The sequence below is a fragment of the Stenotrophomonas sp. STEN063 genome, from assembly GCF_056854515.1.
The window spans coordinates 181,179-203,282 of record NZ_JBXFWF010000001.1 but is presented as its reverse complement, the minus strand read 5'-3'; the positions used below and the strand labels follow the sequence as shown (position 1 = coordinate 203,282).

The 22,104-nt window shown below is 63.3% G+C and carries 22 protein-coding genes; all 22 read left to right on the top strand.

Going from position 1 to position 22,104, the window contains the following annotated elements; all coding sequences use genetic code 11:
- Positions 1-319: 319 nt before the first annotated feature.
- The 22 genes from flgB (at position 320) to AC1VWL_RS00740 (ending at position 22,039) form a co-directional block, all read left to right on the top strand.
- A complete protein-coding gene (flgB, locus tag AC1VWL_RS00845; protein WP_481533978.1) occupies positions 320-724 on the top strand; it encodes a flagellar basal body rod protein FlgB in 405 nt (134 codons plus the stop codon).
- Between the two features lie 11 nt (positions 725-735).
- On the top strand, positions 736-1,143 hold the full coding sequence (flgC, locus tag AC1VWL_RS00840; RefSeq protein ID WP_482985396.1) for a flagellar basal body rod protein FlgC: 408 nt from the start codon (positions 736-738) through the stop codon (positions 1,141-1,143).
- 25 nt (positions 1,144-1,168) lie between these two features.
- A complete protein-coding gene (locus tag AC1VWL_RS00835) occupies positions 1,169-1,846 on the top strand; it encodes a flagellar hook capping FlgD N-terminal domain-containing protein (protein WP_481533976.1) in 678 nt (225 codons plus the stop codon).
- 31 nt (positions 1,847-1,877) lie between these two features.
- Positions 1,878-3,098, top strand: coding sequence for a flagellar hook protein FlgE (flgE, locus tag AC1VWL_RS00830; RefSeq protein ID WP_481533975.1), 1,221 nt, complete (start codon positions 1,878-1,880; stop codon positions 3,096-3,098).
- Positions 3,099-3,288: 190 nt separating this feature from the next.
- Entirely contained in the window at positions 3,289-4,038 is a 750-nt protein-coding gene (locus tag AC1VWL_RS00825) for a flagellar basal body rod protein FlgF (protein ID WP_482985395.1), read from the top strand.
- Positions 4,039-4,348: 310 nt separating this feature from the next.
- Complete coding sequence (gene flgG / locus AC1VWL_RS00820; protein ID WP_303746374.1) at positions 4,349-5,134, top strand: flagellar basal-body rod protein FlgG; 786 nt, start codon at positions 4,349-4,351, stop codon at positions 5,132-5,134.
- Between the two features lie 22 nt (positions 5,135-5,156).
- On the top strand, positions 5,157-5,846 hold the full coding sequence (flgH, locus tag AC1VWL_RS00815) for a flagellar basal body L-ring protein FlgH (RefSeq protein ID WP_282271506.1): 690 nt from the start codon (positions 5,157-5,159) through the stop codon (positions 5,844-5,846).
- Positions 5,847-5,854: 8 nt separating this feature from the next.
- Positions 5,855-6,970 (top strand): flagellar basal body P-ring protein FlgI, encoded by a 1,116-nt coding sequence (locus AC1VWL_RS00810; protein WP_481533973.1) that lies wholly within the window; start codon positions 5,855-5,857, stop codon positions 6,968-6,970.
- Position 6,971: 1 nt separating this feature from the next.
- Positions 6,972-8,165 (top strand): flagellar assembly peptidoglycan hydrolase FlgJ, encoded by a 1,194-nt coding sequence (gene flgJ / locus AC1VWL_RS00805; protein WP_482985394.1) that lies wholly within the window; start codon positions 6,972-6,974, stop codon positions 8,163-8,165.
- Positions 8,166-8,176: 11 nt separating this feature from the next.
- Positions 8,177-10,054, top strand: coding sequence for a flagellar hook-associated protein FlgK (gene flgK, locus AC1VWL_RS00800; protein ID WP_482985393.1), 1,878 nt, complete (start codon positions 8,177-8,179; stop codon positions 10,052-10,054).
- Positions 10,054-11,256, top strand: a complete 1,203-nt coding sequence (gene flgL, locus AC1VWL_RS00795; RefSeq protein WP_481533970.1) for a flagellar hook-associated protein FlgL — start codon at positions 10,054-10,056, stop codon at positions 11,254-11,256. Before flgK ends, flgL begins: the two co-directional genes overlap by 1 nt.
- Before the next feature lie 67 nt (positions 11,257-11,323).
- Complete coding sequence (locus AC1VWL_RS00790) at positions 11,324-12,550, top strand: flagellin (protein WP_481533969.1); 1,227 nt, start codon at positions 11,324-11,326, stop codon at positions 12,548-12,550.
- Between the two features lie 353 nt (positions 12,551-12,903).
- Positions 12,904-14,091, top strand: coding sequence for a flagellin (locus tag AC1VWL_RS00785; RefSeq protein ID WP_482985392.1), 1,188 nt, complete (start codon positions 12,904-12,906; stop codon positions 14,089-14,091).
- A 229-nt stretch (positions 14,092-14,320) separates the two neighbouring features.
- The gene (gene fliD, locus AC1VWL_RS00780; RefSeq protein WP_481614636.1) at positions 14,321-15,679 is read left to right on the top strand and encodes a flagellar filament capping protein FliD; all 1,359 of its coding nucleotides are present in this window, start codon (positions 14,321-14,323) and stop codon (positions 15,677-15,679) included.
- A 96-nt stretch (positions 15,680-15,775) separates the two neighbouring features.
- Positions 15,776-16,198, top strand: coding sequence for a flagellar export chaperone FliS (gene fliS / locus AC1VWL_RS00775; protein ID WP_482985391.1), 423 nt, complete (start codon positions 15,776-15,778; stop codon positions 16,196-16,198).
- A complete protein-coding gene (locus AC1VWL_RS00770; RefSeq protein WP_482985390.1) occupies positions 16,198-16,509 on the top strand; it encodes a hypothetical protein in 312 nt (103 codons plus the stop codon). Before fliS ends, AC1VWL_RS00770 begins: the two co-directional genes overlap by 1 nt.
- A complete protein-coding gene (locus tag AC1VWL_RS00765) occupies positions 16,506-17,078 on the top strand; it encodes a PilZ domain-containing protein (RefSeq protein WP_482985389.1) in 573 nt (190 codons plus the stop codon). The genes AC1VWL_RS00770 and AC1VWL_RS00765 overlap by 4 nt, the downstream gene beginning before the upstream one ends.
- Positions 17,079-17,156: 78 nt before the next feature.
- On the top strand, positions 17,157-17,789 hold the full coding sequence (locus AC1VWL_RS00760) for a response regulator (RefSeq protein WP_481614657.1): 633 nt from the start codon (positions 17,157-17,159) through the stop codon (positions 17,787-17,789).
- 261 nt (positions 17,790-18,050) lie between these two features.
- Positions 18,051-19,460: an RNA polymerase factor sigma-54 gene (gene rpoN / locus AC1VWL_RS00755; RefSeq protein ID WP_482985388.1), complete on the top strand. Its 1,410-nt coding sequence runs from the start codon at positions 18,051-18,053 to the stop codon at positions 19,458-19,460.
- A gap of 14 nt (positions 19,461-19,474) precedes the next feature.
- The gene (locus AC1VWL_RS00750) at positions 19,475-19,855 is read left to right on the top strand and encodes a response regulator (RefSeq protein WP_282272108.1); all 381 of its coding nucleotides are present in this window, start codon (positions 19,475-19,477) and stop codon (positions 19,853-19,855) included.
- The gene (locus AC1VWL_RS00745; protein WP_482985387.1) at positions 19,848-21,326 is read left to right on the top strand and encodes a sigma-54 dependent transcriptional regulator; all 1,479 of its coding nucleotides are present in this window, start codon (positions 19,848-19,850) and stop codon (positions 21,324-21,326) included. Before AC1VWL_RS00750 ends, AC1VWL_RS00745 begins: the two co-directional genes overlap by 8 nt.
- Before the next feature lie 5 nt (positions 21,327-21,331).
- Positions 21,332-22,039 (top strand): acyltransferase, encoded by a 708-nt coding sequence (locus AC1VWL_RS00740; protein WP_482985386.1) that lies wholly within the window; start codon positions 21,332-21,334, stop codon positions 22,037-22,039.
- Positions 22,040-22,104: the final 65 nt, after the last annotated feature.

Here is a 22,104-nt window from a genome sequence, read left to right as displayed (position 1 = left end):
CCCCCCGCGGTCCCACCCCCCGCGCGGCGCGCTGTCGGCCCCCGCCCCGGCGCCCCCTCCCCCCCCCCCCCCCCCCCCCCCCCCCGCGGCGCCCCCCCCACTACAGATTCGCTCCCTCCCTTTGCCGAAGCCAAGGGGAGGGGTTGGGGAGGGGTCGGCTCTTTGCGGGCCGACGCAGCGCTGGTTTCGCGGCTTACGCCGCTCCTGCAGCGTCGGGGCGGCTCTCTTGTGGCGCCCCTGCCGAGCATGGCTCGGCACTACATGGCTTTCTGGCACAGGTTTTGCAGCTTCCCCGGCAACGTTCCGTGGGAGGTTCCACATGGCCAACCTGTTTTCCAACTATCTCGGCATCCATGCCCAGGCGATGCCGCTGCGCGAGCAGCGCATGAAGCTGATCGCCAGCAACCTCAGCAATGCCGACACGCCCGGCTACAAGGCCCGCGACCTCGATTTCGACGCCGCCCTGCGCAACGCCCAGGGTGCTACCAGCGGCAATGGCCTGCTCAACACCACGGCCGAGCAGCATTACGCCATAGGTGGCAACGCCGGCCTCAACCCGTTCCAGATCCTGCGCGAAGGCGCGCAGCCGAGCTTGGACGGCAACACCGTTGATCCGGATACCGAGCGCGCCGCCTACGGCCGTGCCGCTTTGGAGTACCGCGCCTCGTTGAGTTTCGTCGAGTCGAAGGTGAAGACCATGCTCACTGCAATCACTGGCCAGTAAGGAAGCACGCCATGAGCAATCTGCCCATCTTCGATATCGCCGGTTCCGCCTTGAAGGCGCAGTCGGTGCGCATGAGTACCATCGCCTCCAACCTGTCCAATGCCGATTCGATCGCCGGCTCACCCGAGGCGGTCTACAAGCCGCTGGAACCGATCTTCCAGGCCGTTACCAGTCGCTCCGATCCCAACCTGACCAGCGTGCAGGTCAAGGAGATCGCGCAGAGCGACGCTGCGCCGATCAAACGCTACGAACCCAACCATCCCTTGGCCGATGGCGAGGGCTACGTGTATTCGCCCGACGTCGATCCGGTCGCGCAGATGGTCAACCTCATCTCCACCTCGCGCAATTACCAGGCCGGTGTGGAAATGCTCAGCACTGCCAAGGAACTTGCCCTGGCCACGCTGACGATGGGCCGCTGAGCCCGCTCCCCAGGAATCTGCCGACATGAGCACCAGCGTCAACAACGATTTGTACAGTTCGCTTGGGCTTACTGCCCCGAACACGACGACCACGACCAGCAAGAACAAAAGCTCGCTGGACCAGGCCGACTTCCTGAAGCTGATGACCACCCAGCTGCAGCATCAGGACCCGACCAAGCCCATGGACAACAGCCAGATGGTGGCGCAGATGGCGCAGCTGTCCACGGTGCAGGGCATCACCGATCTGAACACCTCGGTAAAGGGCTTCCAGCAATCCATGGCCAGCGACCAGGTGCTGCGTGGCGCGGCTCTGGTCGGCCACGAAGTGATGGTGCCCTCGACCAAGGTCGCGCTGGAGGCCGAAGGTGGCGCCAGCGGCACCGTTGCCGCGCCATCGGCCGGTTCGGTGACTGTCGACATCACCGATGCCAACGGCGTGAAGGTCACCCAATTGACCGTACCGGCGAATGCCGCCGGCGAGGTGGCATTCCAGTGGGACGGCACCGACGCCGACGGCAAGCGGATGCCGGCTGGCAGCTACACCGTTACCGCCACCCATACCGACACCGCTGGTGCGCAGAGCAAGCTCAGCACCTACGTGCAGGCAGAAGTGGAAAGCGTGACCGTGGGTTCCGATGGCCTGTACCTGAACCTCAAGGGGCTGGGCACTGCCCCGCTCGACTACGTGCTCCGCGTCAGCTGAGCCCCCTCTTCGTTTTCCCAGGAGTATCGCCATGGGCTTCAACGTCTCATTGTCGGGCATCAACGCGGCCAACGCGGACCTGAATGTCACCGCCAACAACATCGCCAACGTCAACACCGTCGGCTTCAAGGAGTCGCGCGCCGAGTTCGCCGACCTGTTCAATGCCACCAGCTATGGCTTGTCGCGCAATGCCGTTGGTTCAGGCGCGCGCCTGACCAACGTCGCGCAGCAGTTCTCGCAGGGCAACATCGACCAGACCGGCCGCAGCCTGGATCTGGCGGTAGCCGGTGAAGGCTTCTTCACCATGAGCATGAACGGTACCCGCGTGTATTCGCGCGCCGGCAATTTCCAGACCGACAACAACGGCTACGTGATCAATCCGCAAGGCGCGCGCCTGCAGGTATTCGCGCCCAGCGCCGATGGCACGCGTTTCGACGGCGAGTTGACCGACCTGCAGCTGCTCACCACCGACAGCCCGCCCAAGCAGAGCACCCTGGTCAACATGGCCTTCACCCTGCCCGGCAACGCACCGCAGCCGACGATCGCCACCTTCGATCCGACCGATTCCAACAGCTACAACCATTCCACCGGTGGCGTCACCGTTTACGACTCGTTGGGCGTCAGCCACACCCAGACCTCGTACTTCGTGAAGACTGCCAATCCCAACGAGTGGCAGGTATACAACTACATCGACGGCCAGTCCGCCGGCGCACCGTCGTTGCTGCAGTTCTCCAACGCCGGTGCATTGACCAGCCCGACCGACGGCGACATCCCCTTGGCACCGTTCACCCCGGCCACCGGTGCCGGCGTGGTCAACCTGACCTTGAACGTGTCTGGCGCCACCCAGTACGGCGAGAAGTTCGCGATGCGCGATACCCGCCAGGATGGCTATGCCGCCGGCAAGCTCAATGAAATCAGCATTTCCGAGGAGGGCGTGGTCTACGCGCGCTACACCAACGGTGATGACAAGGCCTTGGGCCAGGTTGCACTGACCACCTTCAAGAACCCGCAGGGCCTGCAGAACCAGGGCAACAACCTGTGGGTAGAAACCTTCTCTTCAGGCACCCCGCGTACCGGTGCACCTGACACCTCGGACCTGGGCCAGATCCAGGCCGGCTCGCTGGAAGCCTCAACGGTGGATCTCACCGAACAGCTGGTCAACATGATCGTTGCCCAGCGCAACTTCCAGGCCAACGCGCAGATGGTGTCCACCCAGGACCAGATCACCCAGAGCATCATCAATATCCGTTGACTCTGGGTTTGGCGAGGCGGGATCGGGAATTGGCCGGCAATTCATCGATTCCTGACCCGACCCCGCCATTGTCTTTCCTTGAGATTGTTTCTTGATGGGAAGGCGTGTGGATTGAAGCGTTTCGCCGACCTCTGCACCAACCCTGCTTACGCTTTCCAACCCTGAATCCCAACTCTCGAATCCCCGCCCTATGGACAAAGCCCTCTACGTTGCCATGACCGGTGCCCGCGCCTCGCTGCAGGCGCAGGCCACGGTGTCGCACAACCTGGCCAACTCGGATACGCCGGGCTTCAAGGAAGCACTGGCCAATACCGAAGCGTTCCGCATCCAGGGACCGGGCTTTCCGTCGCGCGTGGATGCCGTACACGTCGATGCCGGTTTCAACCGCCGCGTTGGTGCGCAGCAGATCACCGGCAATTCGCTGGATCTTTCGCTGCAGCCGGGCAGTTGGCTGGCGGTGCAATCCAGCGATGGCAGTGAGGCCTATACCCGCAGTGGCGCCTTGTCGCTGACGCCGAACGGACAGTTGGTGACCGCCGAAGGCAATGCGGTTCTCGATGACAACGGCAATCCGATCGCGGTGCCACCGCGCCAGGCAATGGAGATCGGCCACGATGGCACCTTGTCGATCATTCCGTTGGGTGAAGGCCCACAAACGATGGCGATGATTGGCCGGCTGCGCGTGGTTGATGCACCCAATGAGCGGCTGGAACGACGCCTAGACGGGCTGATGCGCAACACCGATCCACAGCAGCCTTTTGCCCAGCGCCAGGGCAAGGCCTTGGACAGCGGAATGCTGGAATCCAGCAACGTGGATGCAGCGGGCGCGCTGGTGCAGATGATCCAGCTGCAGCGCCAGTTTGAAATGCAGGTCAAGGTCATCAAGCATGGTGACGAAAACGCGCGCAGCGCAAACAGCCTGCTTCGTCTGAACGGCTGATCGTAGAACCCACGCGCACGCACAGTGCGCGCCCTCCCCTGCTACGGGGAACGCAACAGGGCAACGGCGGTGTGTTGCCCGCCTGATGCGTCAAAGAAGCAACTCCCCATTCATCCCTTCGGCTTGCGCTGCTTGCGGATAAACGCATGCCTTCGACTGCGCGCTGTTGGCAAAGCAGCTACGGCGCGGATGAACACACAGCAGCCTTACTGAAAGCAGCGTCGACATTCCGGCGGCATTTTTGGCACGGCCCATGCATTGACACAGGCAAGGGCCAATCGGCCGGTATCAGTCACCAAGGAATCGCACCATGAATCAGGCATTGTGGGTCGCCAAGACCGGTCTGGATGCGCAACAGACACGCATGTCGGTTGTCTCCAACAACCTGGCCAACACCAATACCACCGGATTCAAGCGCGACCGCGCCAGCTTTGAAGACCTGTTGTACCAACAGGTACGTCAGCCCGGCGGTTCGTCCTCGGCACAGACGCAGCTGCCAACCGGCCTGCAGCTGGGTACCGGTGTACGTGTCGTCGCCACCTCCAAGCACTTCGAACAAGGTAGCCAGCAGCAGACCGGTCGCGCGCTTGACGTGATGGCCAATGGCCGCGGCTTCTTTGAAGTGATGATGCCCGACGGTACGTCGGCGTATACGCGCGACGGCAGCTTCCAGATCAACGCACAGGGCGAACTGGTGACCAACAGTGGTTACCCGGTGCAGCCCGGCATCCAGATTCCCGAGGGCGCGCAATCGCTGACCATCGGTACCGACGGCACCATCAGCGTGAAGATGGCTGGCGAAGCCGCATCAGTCGAAATCGGATCCTTGACGCTTACCGACTTCATCAACCCTGCTGGTCTGCAAGCCAAGGGCGAGAACCTTTACCTGGAAACCACCGCATCGGGCCCGGCGCAGAACGGCACGCCCGGCCTCAATGGCCTCGGTACCGTCGTGCAGGGTGCGCTGGAAGGCAGCAACGTCAACGTGGTCGAAGAGCTGGTGTCGATGATCGAAACACAGCGCGCCTACGAAATGAACGCCAAGGCCATCTCCACCACCGACTCGATGCTCGGCTACCTCAACAACAACGTCTGATTGGTCGCCAAGGGATACCGTCATGAGCAGCACCCCACTCCTGCGCCAACTTTCCATCGCCTTGTGCGCCGCCTTGATAGGTGGCTGCACGCTGGCGGGCGATGTGCGGCCCTATGCACCGATGGCACCGGTCCAGCCCATCGTCGTGCAGGCCGCAGCGCCAACGGCTGGCGCGATCTACGCCGCCGGCCCTGGCTTGAATCTGTATGGCGACAGGCGCGCGCGTGATGTTGGCGACCTGCTGACCATCACCCTGGTGGAGAACACCATGGCCACCACCACCGCCAGCACCGCGATCAGCAAGAAGTCCGATATCGACGTTGGTACCCCGACCCTGTTTGGCGCACCGGTGACACTGGGCGGCAAGGACATCCTCGGTGCCTCCGCATCGTCGGAGCGTGACTTCGCCGGCAAGGGCAACAGCGCGCAGAGCAACCGCCTGCAGGGCAGCGTCACTGTCACCGTGATCCAGCGCCTTCCCAACGGCAACCTGGTGGTGCAGGGCCAGAAGAACCTGCGGTTGAACCAGGGCGATGAGCTGGTGCAGATCCAGGGCGTGGTGCGTGCTGCAGACATCAACCCGGACAACACCATTTCCTCCAGCAAAGTTGCCGATGCACGCATCGCCTATGGCGGCCGCGGCGCGGTAGCACAGTCCAATGCGATGGGCTGGCTGGGCCGTTTCTTCAACTCGGCGTTTGCGCTGTTCTGAGCACTGTGATGAAGACTTTCTCTTTCAAGCGTTATCTCGCCCTCGCCGCGCTGGCACTGGCTGTCGCCCTGCCCGCTCACGCAGAGCGGATCAAGGACCTGGCCCAGGTCGGTGGCGTGCGCGGCAATGCACTGGTTGGTTACGGCCTTGTGGTTGGCCTGGATGGCAGCGGCGACCGCACCAGCCAGGCGCCGTTTACCGTACAGAGCTTGAAGAACCTGCTTGGCGAACTGGGCGTCAATGTTCCGGCTAACGTCAATCCGCAGCTGAAGAACGTTGCAGCGGTTGCCATCCATGCCGAGCTGCCGCCGTTTGCAAAGCCCGGCCAGACCATCGACATCACCGTGTCCTCTATCGGCAATGCGGTATCACTGCGCGGCGGCTCCTTGCTGATGGCCCCGTTGAAAGGCATCGACGGCCAGGTCTATGCGATCGCCCAGGGCAATCTGATCGTTGGCGGCTTTGGTGCACAAGGCAAGGATGGTTCTCGCGTCTCGGTGAACATTCCCAGCGCCGGTCGCATTCCCAATGGCGCCACGGTTGAACGTGCTCTGCCCGACGTCTTCGCTGGTGGTGGTGACATCACCTTGAACCTGCACCAGAACGACTTCACCACCGTCTCGCGGATGGTCAATGCACTCAATGCCACCTTCGGCGAAGGGTCGGCACGTGCGGTGGATGGCGGCACTGTTTCGGTGCAGACCCCGACGGACCCGGGCGCACGCATCGGCATGCTGGCGCGCATCGAGAACGTCGAGCTTTCGCCAGGCACCGCGCCGGCACGCATCGTCGTCAACTCGCGTACCGGCACGGTGGTGATCGGCTCGCAGGTACGGGTCAGCCCGGCAGCGATCTCACACGGTTCCTTGACGGTGACCGTCAGCGAATCGACCCAGGTCAGCCAGCCCAACGCCTTTGGCGGTGGCCAGACGGTCGCCACACCACAATCCACAATCACCGCCAGCAACGAAGGCAGCCGCATGTTCCGCTTTGACGGCGGCGCGACCCTGGACGAGATCGTTCGTGCGGTCAACGAAGTTGGCGCGGCACCGGGCGACCTGATCGCGATCCTGGAAGCACTCAAGCAGGCCGGCGCGCTGACCGCCGACCTTGAGGTGATCTGACATGCGTATCGCCGCGCCCTCGCTGGAACTCAATCCGGCCATCGCCAATGATCCGGCGAAGATCGACAAGGTTGCACGCCAGCTGGAAGGCCAGTTCGCGCAGATGCTGGTCAAGAGCATGCGCGATGCCAGCTTCGGCGATTCGCTGTTCCCGGGTGAAAACCAGATGTTCCGCGAAATGTACGACCAGCGCATTGCCGAAGCGATGACGCGCGGTCGTGGGCTCGGCTTGTCGGCCATGATCGCGCGTCAGCTCGGCGGTGCCGAAGGCGCAGCCAGCGTACCGGTCGATCCCAGCATCAAACCAGCCGCCGCGGCACGTGCCTATCAATTGGCCGCTCCCGCTGCCAACGGCCTACCGCTGGGGGCAGCGCCGGCAATCGACGAGGATCCGCTGTCTTCGCTGGACGTCAATGACCAGTCCACTTACATGGCGCCACAGGCGCAGGCATTGGATCTGATTGCCGGCCGCGACAGCAGCAGCTTCCATGCGTCCTTGAACAACACCAATCCCTACCAGGGAACTGCCCCGGCCGAACTGTCTGCCGATTGGGCGATGGGCAATGACCGCTGGAGCAAGGTGTCGGCGGCCGAACGTGGTGACGCCGTTGATACCACCACCGCCAGCGCAGCTGCCGACAAGCTCGGCAAGCACACCCCCGAAGGTTTCGTAGCCAGCATCTGGCCGCACGCCGAACGCGCCGCGCGTGAGCTCGGTGTCGATCCTCGCGCACTGGTTGCCCAGGCCGCGCTGGAAACCGGCTGGGGCAAGCGTCATATCAAGCGCGACAACGGTGACAGCAGCCACAATCTGTTCGGCATCAAGGCCACTGGCTGGAGCGGCGAACGCGCCACCACCGGCACCCATGAATACGTCAACGGCCAGCGCCGCAACGAGACTGCCAGCTTCCGTGCCTATGGTTCGATGGCGGAGAGCTTTGGCGACTACGTCCGCATGCTGAAGACCAGCCCCCGCTACCAGGCAGCCCTCAGCGCCGGCAGCGATGTGCGTAGCTTCGCCCAAGGGCTGCAGCGTGCCGGCTATGCCACCGACCCCTCGTACGCCGCCAAAATCGCCGCCATTGCCGCGGGCCCGACCATCCAGCGCGCCGTCGCCGCCATCGGTGATGCGGGTGCGCGCCTGGGCCAGACCTTTGCCAGTAACGCCGGTTTTGCCGGCATCACCCGTCGTTGAGATAGCCGTCCATGTCTAATGTTCTTTCCACCGGCACCAGCGCGCTGATCGCCTTCCAACGGGCGCTGGCCACTGTCAGCCACAACGTCGCCAACATAAAGACTGACGGCTACAGCCGGCAGAAGGTGGATTTCGCCACGCGCGATCCCAGCGACGTGGGCTATGGCGACGTTGGCAACGGCACCAAGATCACCGACATCCGCCGTGTCGCCGACCAGCTGGCGATCTCGCGCCTGCTCGACAGCAATGGCGAGCTGGCACGGCTGCAGCAGCTGTCCGGCATGGCCGACCGCGTGGATGCGCTGTTCTCCGATGCTGCCACCAATGTGAATGGCGTGTGGTCCAACTTCTTTGACGCCGTCAATGGACTGGCATCCAATGCCTCCGGTACCGCTGACCGGCGTGATGTGCTGGACAACGCCAGCACCCTGGTCAACCGCTTCAAACAGCTCAACGGCAACCTCGACAGCCTGAACAGCGAGGTCAACAACGGCCTGATCTCGGCCGCCACCGAGGTGAACCGGCTGGCCTCGGAGATCGCGCAGATCAATGGTGCGATCGGCAGCAATGCCGCTGCCGCCGCGCCGGACCTGCTGGACCGCCGTGACCAGCTGATCTCCAAACTTGTCGGCTATACCGGCGGCACCGCGGTGATCCAGGACGGCGGCGTGATGAACGTCTACTCCGCCGGTGGACATGCGCTGGTGGTTGGCACCACCGCCTCGCAGATCACCACCGCGACCGACCCTTACCAGCCCGAACGCCTGCGCCTTGCGATCAAGACCCAAGGCATGACCGTGACCCTGGACAGCAAGGCCCTGGGCGGCCAGATCGGCGGCCTGCTCGAGTTCCGCGAAACCGTGCTGACGCCTGCGCAGGCCGAACTCGGCAGGATTGCAGTCGGCATGGCGCAGTCGTTCAACCAGGCGCATGCCGAAGGCATGGATCTGTACGGCGATATGGGCGGCAACTTCTTCAATCTCGGTGCGCCGAAGATCGCCGGCCATAGCGGCAACACCGGCAGCGCGACGTTCACCGCCAGCTATGGCGACCTGGCCGCGCTGGATGGGCAGAACCTGCTGCTGAAGTTCGACGGCACGAACTGGCAGGCGACGCGTGCCGATACCGGCGTTGCGGTACCGATGACCGGCACCGGCACCGCTGCAGATCCGTTCGTGGTCAATGGCGTGCAGTTCGTTGTCGGCGGTACGCCGGCAACGGGGGACCGCTTCCTGCTGCAACCCACCGCCAACGCCACCAATGATCTGTCTGTGGCGATCACCGATCCCTCGCGCATCGCTGCCGCCAATCCGGTCAAGGGCACCGCCGTGCTGAGCAATACCGGCACCGGTGTGCTCGGCAAACTGGACGTACTGAACGCCGGTGACCCCGCCCTGCTCAACCCGGCAGCAATCACCTTCGTCGACGCCAACAACTACACCATCGATGGCGCTGGCCCCTACCCGTACACGCCGGGCCAGACCATCAGCGCCAATGGCTGGAGCGTCGTCCTCGATGGCAAGCCGGCCGCTGGCGACCGTTTCGACATCGGCAAGACCGCTGCAGGCTCCAGTGACAACGGCAACGCCTCGCGTCTTGCCAATGTTGAAGATGCCAAGGCATTCAATGGCGGCACCGTCACCTTGAACGGCGCGCTGGGCGGGTTGACCACGCAGATTGGTTCTGCCGCGCGTGCCGCCGATTACTCGCTGCAGGCGCAGCAGGTGATCAACGACAACGCCAAGGCATCGCGCGATTCGATCTCGGGTGTGAACCTTGATGAGGAAGCGGCGGACATGCTCCGGCTGCAGCAGGCCTACCAGGCAGCGTCGCAGCTGATCTCCACCGCCGACACCATGTTCCAGACGATCTTGAAGGCGGTGGGCTGATGAGTAACCGTATCTCCAGCAACATGATGTACGACCAGTCGGTCTCGCTGATGCTGTCCAAGCAGAGCAAGATGAATCATCTTGAGCAGCAGCTGGCAACCGGCAAGAAGATCGTCACTGCCAAGGATGATCCCGTCGCCTCCGGCACCGCGGTGAACCTGGATCGCGTGCTGGCCGAGATGGAACAGCTGGGCAAGAACGCCAATACCGCGCAGAACCGACTCGGCCTGCAGGAAAACGCGCTGGCGCAGGCCAATGAGCTGTTGGCAAGGGTTTCCGATCTGACCGTACAGGCCAACAACGCCGCGCTGTCCGTCGAGGACCGCAAGACGGTGTCGGCCGAGTTGCAGGCGATCAAGGACCAGATGCTGGCCTTGGCCAACACCACCGATGGCAACGGCCGCTACCTGTTTGGCGGCGCCGCCGACGGTGCCGCACCGTTTACCCTTGCCAATGGGACCGTCACCTACAACGGCGACCAGATCCAGCGCCAGGTCGAGATCGCGCCGGGCACCTTCGTCAAGGATGCTCTGCCAGGCAGCGAAGTCTTCCTGCGCATCCGTACCGGCGACGGCACGGTTGATGCGGCCGCTGTCGCCGGCAATACCGGCAAGGCAGTGCTCACCGATATCAGCCGCGACGGTTCCGGCAACTGGAACGGCGACAGCTACACCTTGCGCTTCACCGCGGCAGATACCTACGAAGTAGTGGATTCCAGCAACACCGTGGTTGGCACCGGCACCTACAAGACTGGCGAGGATATCGTTTTCCAGGGGCTGCGCGTGCGCATTGAAGGCACGCCAGCCGCGGGCGATGCATTCACCGCCGGCCAGGCCAGCACCCGTGATGTGTTCAGCACCATCGACCAGCTGGTGCAGACACTGCAGATGGATACCTCCACCGAAGCCGGCCGCACCGCGCAACAGAACGCACTGCAGGCAAGCATCCGCGATGTCGCCCGCGCATCGGGCAGCCTGATCGATGCACGCGCCGCCGGCGGCGCCCAACTCAAGTCGATCGATGATGCGGCATCGCTGCGCGAGGCCAGCAGCATCACGCTTGAAAGTTCCCTGTCGCAGTTACGCGACCTCAACTACGCCGAAGCCATCGGGCAATACCAGCTCGAAGGTGCGGCTTTGCAAGCGGCACAGACCATCTTCACCCAGATGCAGTCGATGTCGTTGTTCAACATGATCCGCTGATTCCGCAATCCGCACCGCTTCCGCCTCCTCACACGCAGTACGTCACCGAACACAACGGAGAAGTCCCATGGCACAAGTCATCAATACCAACATCATGTCGCTGAACGCTCAGCGCAACTTGAACACCAGCGGCAGCAGCCTGGCGACGTCCATCCAGCGTCTGTCCTCGGGCCTGCGTATCAACAGCGCCAAGGACGATGCCGCCGGTCTGGCCATCTCCGAGCGTTTCAGCACCCAGATCCGCGGCCTCGATGTCGCCGTGCGCAATGCCAACGACGGCATCTCGCTGGCCCAGACCGCCGAAGGCGCAATGGTCGAGATCGGCAACAACCTGCAGCGCATCCGTGAGCTGGCGGTGCAGTCGTCCAATGCAACCAACTCGCCCAGCGACCGTGAAGCACTGAACGCCGAAGTCGACCAGCTGCTGTCGGAAATCGACCGCGTTGCCAACCAGACCGGCTTCAACGGCACCAAGCTGCTGGACGGCAGCTTCACCGGTGCCCTGTTCCAGGTCGGTGCCAACTCGGGCCAGACCATCGGCATCAATGCCATCGTCGACGCCAACATCGACACGCTCGGCAAGTCCGGCTTCGCCGACAACGTGACTGGCGCCGGCATCGGCGGCACCGCAGCGACTGCCTCCGGTTCGATCAGCGGCATCACCGTCAGCGTCACCCCGGCCGGCGCGGCGTCTGCTTCGCAGATCAAGCTTGACGACATCAAGATTGAAGTCGGTGACGATGCAGCGGCCGTGCAGAAGAAGGTTGCACAGGCCTTCAACAACAAGCTGGACCAGACCGGCATGTACGCAACCATCGAAGGCGGCCAGCTGAAGCTGACCTCGGTCAAGGCCGGCCAGGACTTTGGCGGCATCACCAACGGCACCTTGACTGGCGGCACCGGCATCACCGTCTCGCTGGCGGCCGATCTGGGCGCAACCACCGCAGCAGCCGGCGTCGCTGCCAATGGTGGCGGCACCCGCCACATGGAAGACCTGGACATTTCCGATTTCGCTGGTTCGCAGCGCGCAATTGAAATTGTCGACAAGGCACTGACCGCGGTGAGCAGCTCGCGTGCGGAAATGGGTGCGATCCAGAACCGCTTCACCTCGACCATCGCCAACCTGGCCACCACCTCGGAGAATCTCTCCGCTTCCCGTAGCCGTATCCGCGATGCGGACTACGCCAAGGAAACCGCCGAGATGACCCGCACCCAGATCCTGCAGCAGGCCGGTACGGCCATGCTGGCCCAGGCCAACCAAGTGCCGCAGAACGTGCTGAGCCTGCTGAAGTAAGCACGCTCCACATGTTCAAACAAAAACCCCGGCTTGCCGGGGTTTTCTGTTCTTGATGTTTGTGGGAGCGGCGTGAGCCGCGAAACTGGCACATTGTCGGATCGCAGAACCCACAGGGCCGTATGCACTACCGGCTTCGCGGTTTACACCGCTCCCATAAACATATCCAAGGCGCCCCCGCCCGTTGGACGGCGATTTTTGTCAATCAGATCTTACGGAAGCCCTAAAGCGTGGGAGGGTGCTGCCGTTATTGATATCAGCAGCGGTACTGCGGCCCCTACGGCACCTCCCACTGCACCCAGTACCGGTCAGGTTGAGCTGCCGGATCAAACGACAAAAAGGAATCCGAAATCATGGCACAAGTCATCAACACCAACATCATGTCGCTCAACGCTCAGCGCAACCTGAACACGAGCGGCACCAGCCTGGCCACCTCGATCCAGCGCCTGTCCTCGGGCCTGCGCATCAACAGCGCCAAGGACGACGCCGCTGGCCTGGCCATCTCCGAGCGTTTCACCACCCAGATCCGCGGTCTGGACGTTGCTACCCGCAACGCCAACGACGGCATCTCGCTGGCCCAGACCGCTGAAGGCGCAATGGTCGAAATCGGCAACAACCTGCAGCGTATCCGCGAGCTGGCTGTGCAGTCGTCCAACGCCACCAACTCCTCGACCGACCGCGAAGCGCTGAACTCGGAAGTCAACCAGCTGTTGAAGGAAATCGACCGCGTCTCCAACCAGACCAACTTCAACGGCACCAAGTTGCTGGACGGCACCTTCTCCGGCGCCCTGTTCCAGGTTGGTGCTGACGCTGGCCAGACCATCGGCATCAACAGCATCGTCGATTCCAACATCGATGCGCTGGGCCGCGCCGGCTTCGCTGCTACCCAGACCTCGACCGCTGCGCTGGCATCGGGTGCAGCCACCTCGGCTGGCTCCATCGGCGGCATGAAGGTGAACAACATCGACATCGAAGCCGTCAAGGTTGCCGTCGGCGACACCGGTACCGACGTCAGCAAGAAGATGGCAGCAGCCATCAACGAGAAGATGGACCAGACCGGTGTTTACGCAGCAGTCGACAAGGACGGCAAGCTGACCATGACTTCGGTCAAGGCTGGCAAGGACTTCACCTTCACCGACGCCACCAAGACCGACGCCGCTGGCCTGACCTACTCAGGCGCTGGCATCGTCGCCGGCACCGTGGCCGCCAACGCTGCCAATGGCACCAAGTTCCTGAAGGATCTGGACATCTCCAGCGTCGCCGGTTCGCAGCAGGCACTGGAAATCGTCGACAAGGCACTGACCGCCGTCAACAGCTCGCGTGCCGACATGGGTGCGATCCAGAACCGCTTCAGCTCCACCATCTCCAACCTGTCGACCACCTCGGAAAACCTGTCCGCCTCGCGTAGCCGCATCCGTGACGCTGACTACGCCAAGGAAACCGCAGAGCTGACCCGCAACCAGATCCTGCAGCAGGCCGGTACCGCCATGCTCTCCCAGGCCAACAGCTCCACCCAGAGCGTGCTCAGCCTGCTGGGCTAAGCACAAGGCGGCGCCCTTACACCGGCGCCGATCCAGATGTAGCCAAAACCCCTGCCAGTCGGCAGGGGTTTTGTGCATGGGAAGGCCTTGGTCCGCCGCAACGTCGTAACGGCACGCGGCTTGCATGGAGTGCACGCAAACGCCGCCGCCTGCCTAAAGTTGCTGGGCATGTGTGCCGATACAAGGGATACCTGCAAGGGCGTCCTTCAGCCTAGACCAAGGAAATAGCATGGCCACCTCCTCCCTCGCTGCTGTCGGCTCCGGCCTCGACATCCCGACCATCGTTGCCAAACTGGTCGCTGCCGAGCGCAAGCCTGCGGACAACCGCATCAATTCGCAGGGAACGGCGGCCACCGCCAAGCTGTCGGCACTGGGCAACATCAAGAGCTCGCTGACTGGCCTGCAGGCCTCGCTGGAGGCCATGGTCAAGAGCGCGGACACCCGTTCCTACAAGGCTACCGTTCCGGAGAACTCCGGCTTCAGCGCCAGCATCATCACCGATGCCGGTACCGGCAAGACACTGGCGACAGCAGGCACGTACAACGTTGAAGTGCTGAGCCTGGCGACAACCCAGAAACTGAGCTCCGGCGCCTTCGCCGCTGATGCAAAGGTAGGTGACGGAAAACTGTCTTTCGCATGGGGCGACAACAAGACGCTTGACGTCGATATCGCCGAAGGGTCAACGCTGACCGAGATTGCCGCCGCCATCAACAAGGCCGCCAACGGCAAGGGCGTCAACGCCACCATCATCACCGCCAGCGATGGCCAGCATCTGGTGATGAATGCCGTCGACGCCGGCACCGAGGGAGCGCTGAAGGTCACCGCCAGCGGTGGCAATGGTGGTTTGTCGGCGCTGACCTGGGACGGAGCTGCCGGCGGCATGGCCCAAACCACCGCCGCCGCCAATGCCAAGGTGAGCGTGGATGGCTTCGAACGCGAATCCAGCAGCAACTCGATCACCGACATCATTCCCGGCGTCACCCTCAACCTGAGCAAGGCCGAGGTTGGCACCACCCGCACATTGACGGTGGCACAGGACAATTCGCCGCTGAAGATCAACCTGCAGGCCTTCATCAGCGCCTACAACGCGACGACCAGCCTGCTGAAAAGCTCGACCAGCTACGACGCCACCAATGACAAGGCATCCACCTTGACCGGCGACTCGATGATCCGCGGCCTGCAGCAGCAGATGCGCAGTCAGTTGAGCGCGAACGTCGTCGACCTGAAAGCGCTCGGCGTTGCCATCAACAAGGACGGCACCCTCAGCTTCAGCGCTACCACCTTCGACAAGACCGTTGCGGAGAACCCCGGCGCAGCCGAGGCACTGTTTGGCAGCAAGGGCGCGCTTTCCACCGGCATGACCAGCATGCTCAAGAGCAACCTGGACAGCACCGGCACGTTGACCCAGCGCACCGACTCCCTGAACAAGCAGATCAAGAAGCTGGAAAAGGACCTGGACGCACTGGATGCGCGCATGGAGAAGGTGTCCGAGCGCTACACCAAGCAGTTCACCGCGATGGACACGCTGGTCGCGGGCATGCAAAGCACCAGCAACTACCTGAGCCAGCAGCTGGCTTCCAAGTCCTGATAAACGCCATATCGCAGCGACCAGCGACCTATACCCACCACCTGCCGCATTGACGAACACTTCGCGAAGCGGCTGATAACAAGGAGTTCCATCCACATGTACGGTGCCAACCGCCACTATGCCGAGCAATACCGCAAGGTCGGCGTTTCCAGCCGTGTCGTCGATGCGGACCCTCATCGCCTTGTTGCCTTGCTGCTTGAAGGTGCGGGCGAGCGCATCCGCCGCGCCGAAGCCTGCCTGGCCAGTGGCGACCAAGCCCTGAAGGGCAAGGCCATCGGTGAAGCCTGTGCCATCATTGGCCATCTCAACGGTTCGCTGGACCATGAGGCTGGCGGCGACGTCGCGGCCAATCTGTCCTCGCTGTACGAGTACGTATTGCACCGCCTGACCGAGGGCAACCTCAACAATGACGTCAACGCCTTGCAGGAGTCCTTGTCGCTGATGACCGAAATCGAATCCGCCTGGAATGCCATTCCCTCCGAGCAGCGCACCCTGCCCATTGCCAGTGAGGCGCGCTGATGGCCGATACCGCCAGCCAGGTGCTTGATGCCCTGCATGCAGACCTGGACGCCCTGAAGAACGCCATCGACGCGGAAGACCACGACGGCGCCGAACAGATCGTCGCCGCTCACGACGCGCGCCTGCGGGGCTACATCGAGGCCAACGGCGCAACGGGTAGCGCAGATGCATTGCAGGCATTGCTGGAACAGCAGCACGGCCTTGCCACCCGGATGCGCGAACTGCGTGACGAGGCGGCCATGCAACTGCGCGCCGAACGCCAGACCAGCCGCGCCGTCAACGCCTACCAGCAAGCCGGAACCCTGGGATGAACAGCACCGGCATCGACCATCCCGCTGAAACCGAGCTGTTCAACGACACGCTCAGTTGCGCGCTGTCGTTGCCGGCGGTATTTGAAGCAAACACCAAGCTGCGCCGCCCAGGTAGCGCGGAAATGCTCCTGCGCAGCATCGCGCTGGTCGAAGATGCCCGAAATGCGGACGACGGCAGCGATGATCGCAACGACAACAGCCTGCAGTTGCAGCGGCTGGAGGCACGGCTCGACCTGACCCTGGTCTTGTTGGGCCGCCTGCTGCAGCGCGAGTCTCCCGCTGCGAGCCCGGTCGCCCTGCGCTGGTCGCGGCACGGCCTGCGGCTGCAACGCGATCAGCTTGAAGGAATTGCCCCGGGAACACCCGGCACTGTCAGCCTGCAACCCGCCGAATGGCTACCGGATGCCATCGAACTGCCGGTGGTCGTACTTGCCGAGGCAGATACCGAACAAGGTCCGCAGCTCTGGGTACACCTTGAAACCCAGAATGATGCACTGATGGCGGCGCTGGAGCGGCATTTGTTCCGCCTGCACCGCAAACAGATTGCCGACAGTCGCCGCAACCGGTGAGCACCCTACCAATAGTCACGCTGGCGCCTGCGCCCCTGCTCCGCTAAGGTGCAGCATTCCGATATGACCCGGTCCACTGTGCGCGTTCTTATTGTCGACGACCATACCCTGGTTCGCGCCGGGCTTACCCGGCTGCTGCAGACATTCGACGGCATCCAGGTGGTGGCCGAAGCCAGCAATGCAGACCAGGCCTTGGAGATGGCCTTGTTCCATGTGCCGGACCTGATCCTGCTGGATCTTTCCCTGCCGGGCCGTTCCGGGCTCGAGGCGCTGAGCGATATCCGCCAGCGGCTGCCACATGCCCGTGCGGTGATGATGTCCATGCACGATGACGTCGCGCATGTCCGCGATGCACTCGATCGCGGCGCAGTGGGCTTCCTGGTAAAGGACGCAGCGCCCGCAGAACTGGAACTGGCACTGCGTGCAGCACACGCGGGCCAGGTTTTCCTCAGCCCGCATATCTCGGCGAAGATGCTTGCGCCACTGATGGGCAAGGAGCGTGCGACTGGCATTGGAGCCCTGTCCCCAAGACAGAAGCAGATCCTGAGGCGCCTGGGCAGCGGCCAGACCACCAAGGAGATCGCCGCCGATCTGGGCATCAGCATCAAAACGGTGGAAACCCACCGGGCGAGGATGATGGAGTCGCTCGGTTGCCGGCGCGCCAATGACCTGCTCCTGCTGGCCTTGCGTCATGAAAATGACCTCGTCTGACACCGCTCCCTCGGTAAAAGACGTTCCGCGTCACGAAATCGGAAATCCGGCACCCAAACGGAGCGGCACATTAAAATCAATAGCTTGCGATGAATTCCCGTATTTATTGCGCCAATAAATCGACGCAATGTAGGGGTTTCACCTACACGCTGTAAGGGTGCTTTTGACAGGTATCAGGTCAACACCTATTACCGCCCTGACATGAACCACGCAAGATGCGTTCCACAACGCAGCCATCCACTGGCCGCAACGGGGAAACGCATGAAAGCCGCACTGTCCGCCCAGCTGGGCCAGCAACTTCACCTCACGCCTGCCTTGCTGCAGTCGATCCGCTTGCTGCAGCTCAACGGCATGCAGCTGGAGCTGGAAGTCCGCCAGGCGCTGGAAAGCAACCCGCTGCTGGAGTTGCAGGAGCAGGCCGAGGACGCGCCGGCAACGACGGATGCCGAGGTTGCGCAGACTGAAACCGCAGCGTTCGATGAGTTGCCCGAAAGCAATCTGTGGGACGTCCCCGGCGCCAGCTGGAACGCCGACGACGAGGACCGCATGGCACGCGTAGCGGCCGGTGAGTCCACCGACCCGCAGCTGCGCATCCTCAACGCACTTGCCTATGAACTGGACGACGCCGATCTGGCCGTGGTCAGCTTCTGGCTGGAGCACTGCGATGAAGCCGGCTACCTGCAGGCCCCGCTTGCGCAGCTGACCCAGCTGGCCAGCGCCCGCCTGGACCGTACCAGCACCGATGTCGAAGCCCTGCGCCAGCGCCTGCTGCACGGCGAGCCGGCCGGCATGGCCGCCGTCGACCTGCGCGAATGCCTGCTGGCCCAACTTACCGCCCTGCCCGGCCTGGTGCCGGCGCGCAACCTCGCACGGCGCCTGCTGGACGCCGACATGCAACTGCTGGCGAACCATGACTATCCGGCCCTGGCGCGCGCCCTGGATGCCGAGCTCGAGGACGTGCAGGAAGCTTTCCGCCTGGTCCTGTCGCTGCAGCCCCGCCCGGGCGAGACCCTGCTGCCACAGCAGGAACTGAGTGTGATCCCCGACGTGGTGGCCTGGCATGCCGACGGCCAATGGCGGGTTGCGCTGAATCCGGCAACCACGCCGCGCCTGGCCATCAACAGCAGTTACGAGCGGGTTGTCGCCGACAGCAGCGGTGAATCCGCGCAGCCCCTGCGCGAAATGCTGCAGGAGGCGCGCTGGCTGACCCGCGGCCTGTCGATGCGCTACGACACCCTGCTACGCACAGCACGAGTGATCATCGAACGCCAGGCGGCCTTCCTGGTCAACGGCGACGAATCGATGGCGCCACTGACCCTGAAGGAAGTGGCCGACCTGATCGGCATGCACGAGTCCACTGTCTCGCGGATCACCTCCGGCAAGTACCTGCAGACCCCGCGTGGCACCTTTGAACTGAAGCACTTCTTCGCCGTGCGCCTGGAAGGCGCCAGTGTCTCCGGGCAGGCCGTCAAGGCCATGGTCAAGCGCCTGATCGATGCCGAACCGGCCGCCCGTCCGCTGGCCGACGAGGCCATTGCAGGCCTGCTGGCGCGCCAAGGAGTGAACATTGCACGCCGGACCGTCGCAAAATACCGCGAACAGCTTGATATCGCCCCGGCCCGCGAGCGTCGCCGCCAGAGCAGCAAGCCCCAGCTGGCCCGTGTGGGCTGAGACCAAGGATTCCCATGAACAAGCTCACCGTAGTGCTGGTCGACGACCATGAAGGCTTCATCAACGCCGCCATGCGTCATTTCCGCAAGATCGACTGGCTGGAAGTGGTCGGCAGCGCCGCCAACGGACTCGAGGCGATCGAGCGCTCCGAAGCGCTGCGCCCGCAGGTCGTGCTGATGGACCTGGCCATGCCGGAAATGGGCGGGTTGCAGGCCACGCGCCTGATCAAGACCCAGGACCAGCCACCGTACATCGTGATCGCCAGTCATTTCGATGACGCCGAACACCGCGAACACGCACTGCGCGCCGGTGCCGATAATTTCGTCAGCAAGCTGTCCTACATCCAGGAAGTAATGCCGATCCTGGAAGGGCTCAAGGTACAAGAAGATGAGTGAATCACGCATTCTGGTGATCGACGCCGACGGCATGCGTGCCGAGCGCACCTTGGCCCTGCTCGAGTTCATGGATTTCAATCCGCGCTGGGTCAGCGACGCGCAGGATATCGACGTCAGCCGTCACCGCAGCAACGACTGGATGGCCGTGGTGGTGGGCGCGCTTGAAGACGCCGATCGTGCCGCCGGCTTCTTCACCTGGCTGGCCGGCAACTCGTTGCCGCCGCCGATCCTGTTGGCTGAAGGCGACCCGTTGGCATTCTCGCGCCACTATGGCCTGCACGAAGCTAACGTCTGGCCGCTGGAGCAGCCGATGCGCCACGCGCAGATGGAAACGCTGCTGCGCCGCGCCAGCCTGAAACGACTGGACGCCGAACACCAGGCCGACAGCGCTGGTGACAGCGGTCCGACCGGGCACAGCCCGGCGGTCACCGAGCTGCGCCAGCTGATCGAGCAGGTTTCCAATTTCGATACCACCGTGTTGGTGCTGGGCGAGTCCGGTACCGGCAAGGAAGTGGTTTCGCGCGCCATCCATCAGCGCTCGCCACGCCGCGATGGCCCGTTCATCGCCATCAACTGCGGCGCGATTCCGCCGGATCTGCTGGAAAGCGAGTTGTTTGGCCACGAGAAAGGCGCCTTCACCGGTGCGTTGAGTGCACGCAAGGGCCGCTTTGAAATGGCCGAGGGCGGCACCCTGCTGCTGGACGAAATTGGCGACATGAGCCTGCCGATGCAAGTTAAGTTGCTGCGTGTGCTGCAGGAGCGCAGCTTCGAGCGCGTCGGCGGCAACCAGACCATCCGCTGCAATGTGCGGGTGATCGCCGCCACCCACCGTGACCTGGAATCACGTATCGCCGATGGCAAGTTCCGCGAGGACCTGTTCTATCGCCTCAACGTGTTCCCGATCGAAGTACCAGCGTTGCGGGAGCGCGCCAGCGATCTTCCGGTGTTGGTCGAAACCATCGCCACCCAGCTTGCACGTACCGGCCGCGGTGAAGTCCGCTTCGCGCCAGAAGCGCTGCAGGCACTTGCCAGCTACGCCTGGCCCGGCAATGTGCGCGAGCTGACCAACCTGGTCGAACGCCTTGCCGTGCTGCATCCTGGCGGCACCGTGCGCGTGCAGGACCTGCCCAGCCGTTACCGCGGTGACCAGGCAAGCGTTGCCGCCGCGGGCAGCAACGACGAACGCCCCATGTTGCTGGGCAAGCAGGTCCCAGCACCGGCACAACCCAGCAGCCAGCCCACTGGCCTGATCAACAAGATCAGCGCCCCGGACAATGGCAACCAGTTGCCACGCGAAGGCATGGACCTGCGCGACCATATGGCCGGCATCGAGCTGACCCTGATCAACGAAGCACTGGAGCGTACCCAGGGCGTGGTCGCCCACGCTGCGCAGCTGCTCGGCCTGCGCCGCACCACGCTGGTTGAAAAACTGCGCAAGTACGGCATCGAGCGCGATCCTGTTACGGAATAAACGCAGTGGATAGCAACGAAGCAACAGCAACACCGCTCACCGAGCGCAGCGAGCTGCGCGACGAGCGTGGCAACAGAGTGATAGCCCCTGTTGCCCTGAGCAACCTCAGTACCTTGTTCAAAGGCAGCAACTGCACGTTGGAGATCCACCCGCAAGCGCGATTGGGGCCATTGGCCATCGAGTTCCACGGCTCCAACGCACAGTGCCGGATAGGCCCCGCCGGTCCGGCGGGCAGCTTCTCAGCGACCATCCGTCTGGGTGAGGACTGCGTGGTCGAGATAGGTGCCGGCGTAACCACGACCGCAAGAGCCTTCATCGCCACCAGCGAAGGAGCGCGGCTGATAGTAGGCGATGACTGCATGTTCGCCTCGGACGTGCAGTTGCGCGGTGACGACGCACATCCCATCTTCGACATTCATACCGGCATTCGCATCAATCCGGCCGAAGACATCGTGATCGGCGCCCATGTCTGGCTTGCCTATGCTGTGCGCTGCCTCGGCGGTGCGCGCATTGGCGATGGCAGCGTGATTGGCATGGACAGTGTTGTAACCGGCACGATACCTAACAACTGCGTGGCCGTTGGCACCCCAGCTCGCGTGATCCGCCGCGACGTCGCCTGGGAGCGCCCGCATCTGTCGATAGCGCAGCCGCCATACAAGCCCAACGGTGACTGTATCGCCCGCTCGAATTACTGGAATCCAACCCGCGAGTAAATCGCCCGTGATCCGTGGCATGGAACTTGCCTGAGTCAGTTGGACCATGGCTGCACGAACTTCCC

Excerpts from the sequence above, each read along its gene's own strand:
- flgL (WP_481533970.1), top strand. The coding sequence starts at position 10,054 with ATGAGTAACCGTATCTCCAGCAACATGATGTACGACCAGTCGGTCTCG.
- flgC (WP_482985396.1), top strand. The coding sequence starts at position 736 with ATGAGCAATCTGCCCATCTTCGATATCGCCGGTTCCGCCTTGAAGGCG.
- AC1VWL_RS00810 (WP_481533973.1), top strand. The coding sequence starts at position 5,855 with ATGAAGACTTTCTCTTTCAAGCGTTATCTCGCCCTCGCCGCGCTGGCA.
- AC1VWL_RS00765 (WP_482985389.1), top strand. The coding sequence starts at position 16,506 with ATGAACAGCACCGGCATCGACCATCCCGCTGAAACCGAGCTGTTCAAC.
- AC1VWL_RS00825 (WP_482985395.1), top strand. The coding sequence starts at position 3,289 with ATGGACAAAGCCCTCTACGTTGCCATGACCGGTGCCCGCGCCTCGCTG.
- rpoN (WP_482985388.1), top strand. The coding sequence starts at position 18,051 with ATGAAAGCCGCACTGTCCGCCCAGCTGGGCCAGCAACTTCACCTCACG.
- flgB (WP_481533978.1), top strand. The coding sequence starts at position 320 with ATGGCCAACCTGTTTTCCAACTATCTCGGCATCCATGCCCAGGCGATG.
- fliS (WP_482985391.1), top strand. The coding sequence starts at position 15,776 with ATGTACGGTGCCAACCGCCACTATGCCGAGCAATACCGCAAGGTCGGC.
- flgE (WP_481533975.1), top strand. The coding sequence starts at position 1,878 with ATGGGCTTCAACGTCTCATTGTCGGGCATCAACGCGGCCAACGCGGAC.
- AC1VWL_RS00785 (WP_482985392.1), top strand. The coding sequence starts at position 12,904 with ATGGCACAAGTCATCAACACCAACATCATGTCGCTCAACGCTCAGCGC.
- flgK (WP_482985393.1), top strand. The coding sequence starts at position 8,177 with ATGTCTAATGTTCTTTCCACCGGCACCAGCGCGCTGATCGCCTTCCAA.
- AC1VWL_RS00750 (WP_282272108.1), top strand. The coding sequence starts at position 19,475 with ATGAACAAGCTCACCGTAGTGCTGGTCGACGACCATGAAGGCTTCATC.
- AC1VWL_RS00790 (WP_481533969.1), top strand. The coding sequence starts at position 11,324 with ATGGCACAAGTCATCAATACCAACATCATGTCGCTGAACGCTCAGCGC.
- AC1VWL_RS00770 (WP_482985390.1), top strand. The coding sequence starts at position 16,198 with ATGGCCGATACCGCCAGCCAGGTGCTTGATGCCCTGCATGCAGACCTG.
- flgH (WP_282271506.1), top strand. The coding sequence starts at position 5,157 with ATGAGCAGCACCCCACTCCTGCGCCAACTTTCCATCGCCTTGTGCGCC.
- AC1VWL_RS00745 (WP_482985387.1), top strand. The coding sequence starts at position 19,848 with ATGAGTGAATCACGCATTCTGGTGATCGACGCCGACGGCATGCGTGCC.
- flgJ (WP_482985394.1), top strand. The coding sequence starts at position 6,972 with ATGCGTATCGCCGCGCCCTCGCTGGAACTCAATCCGGCCATCGCCAAT.
- fliD (WP_481614636.1), top strand. The coding sequence starts at position 14,321 with ATGGCCACCTCCTCCCTCGCTGCTGTCGGCTCCGGCCTCGACATCCCG.
- flgG (WP_303746374.1), top strand. The coding sequence starts at position 4,349 with ATGAATCAGGCATTGTGGGTCGCCAAGACCGGTCTGGATGCGCAACAG.
- AC1VWL_RS00835 (WP_481533976.1), top strand. The coding sequence starts at position 1,169 with ATGAGCACCAGCGTCAACAACGATTTGTACAGTTCGCTTGGGCTTACT.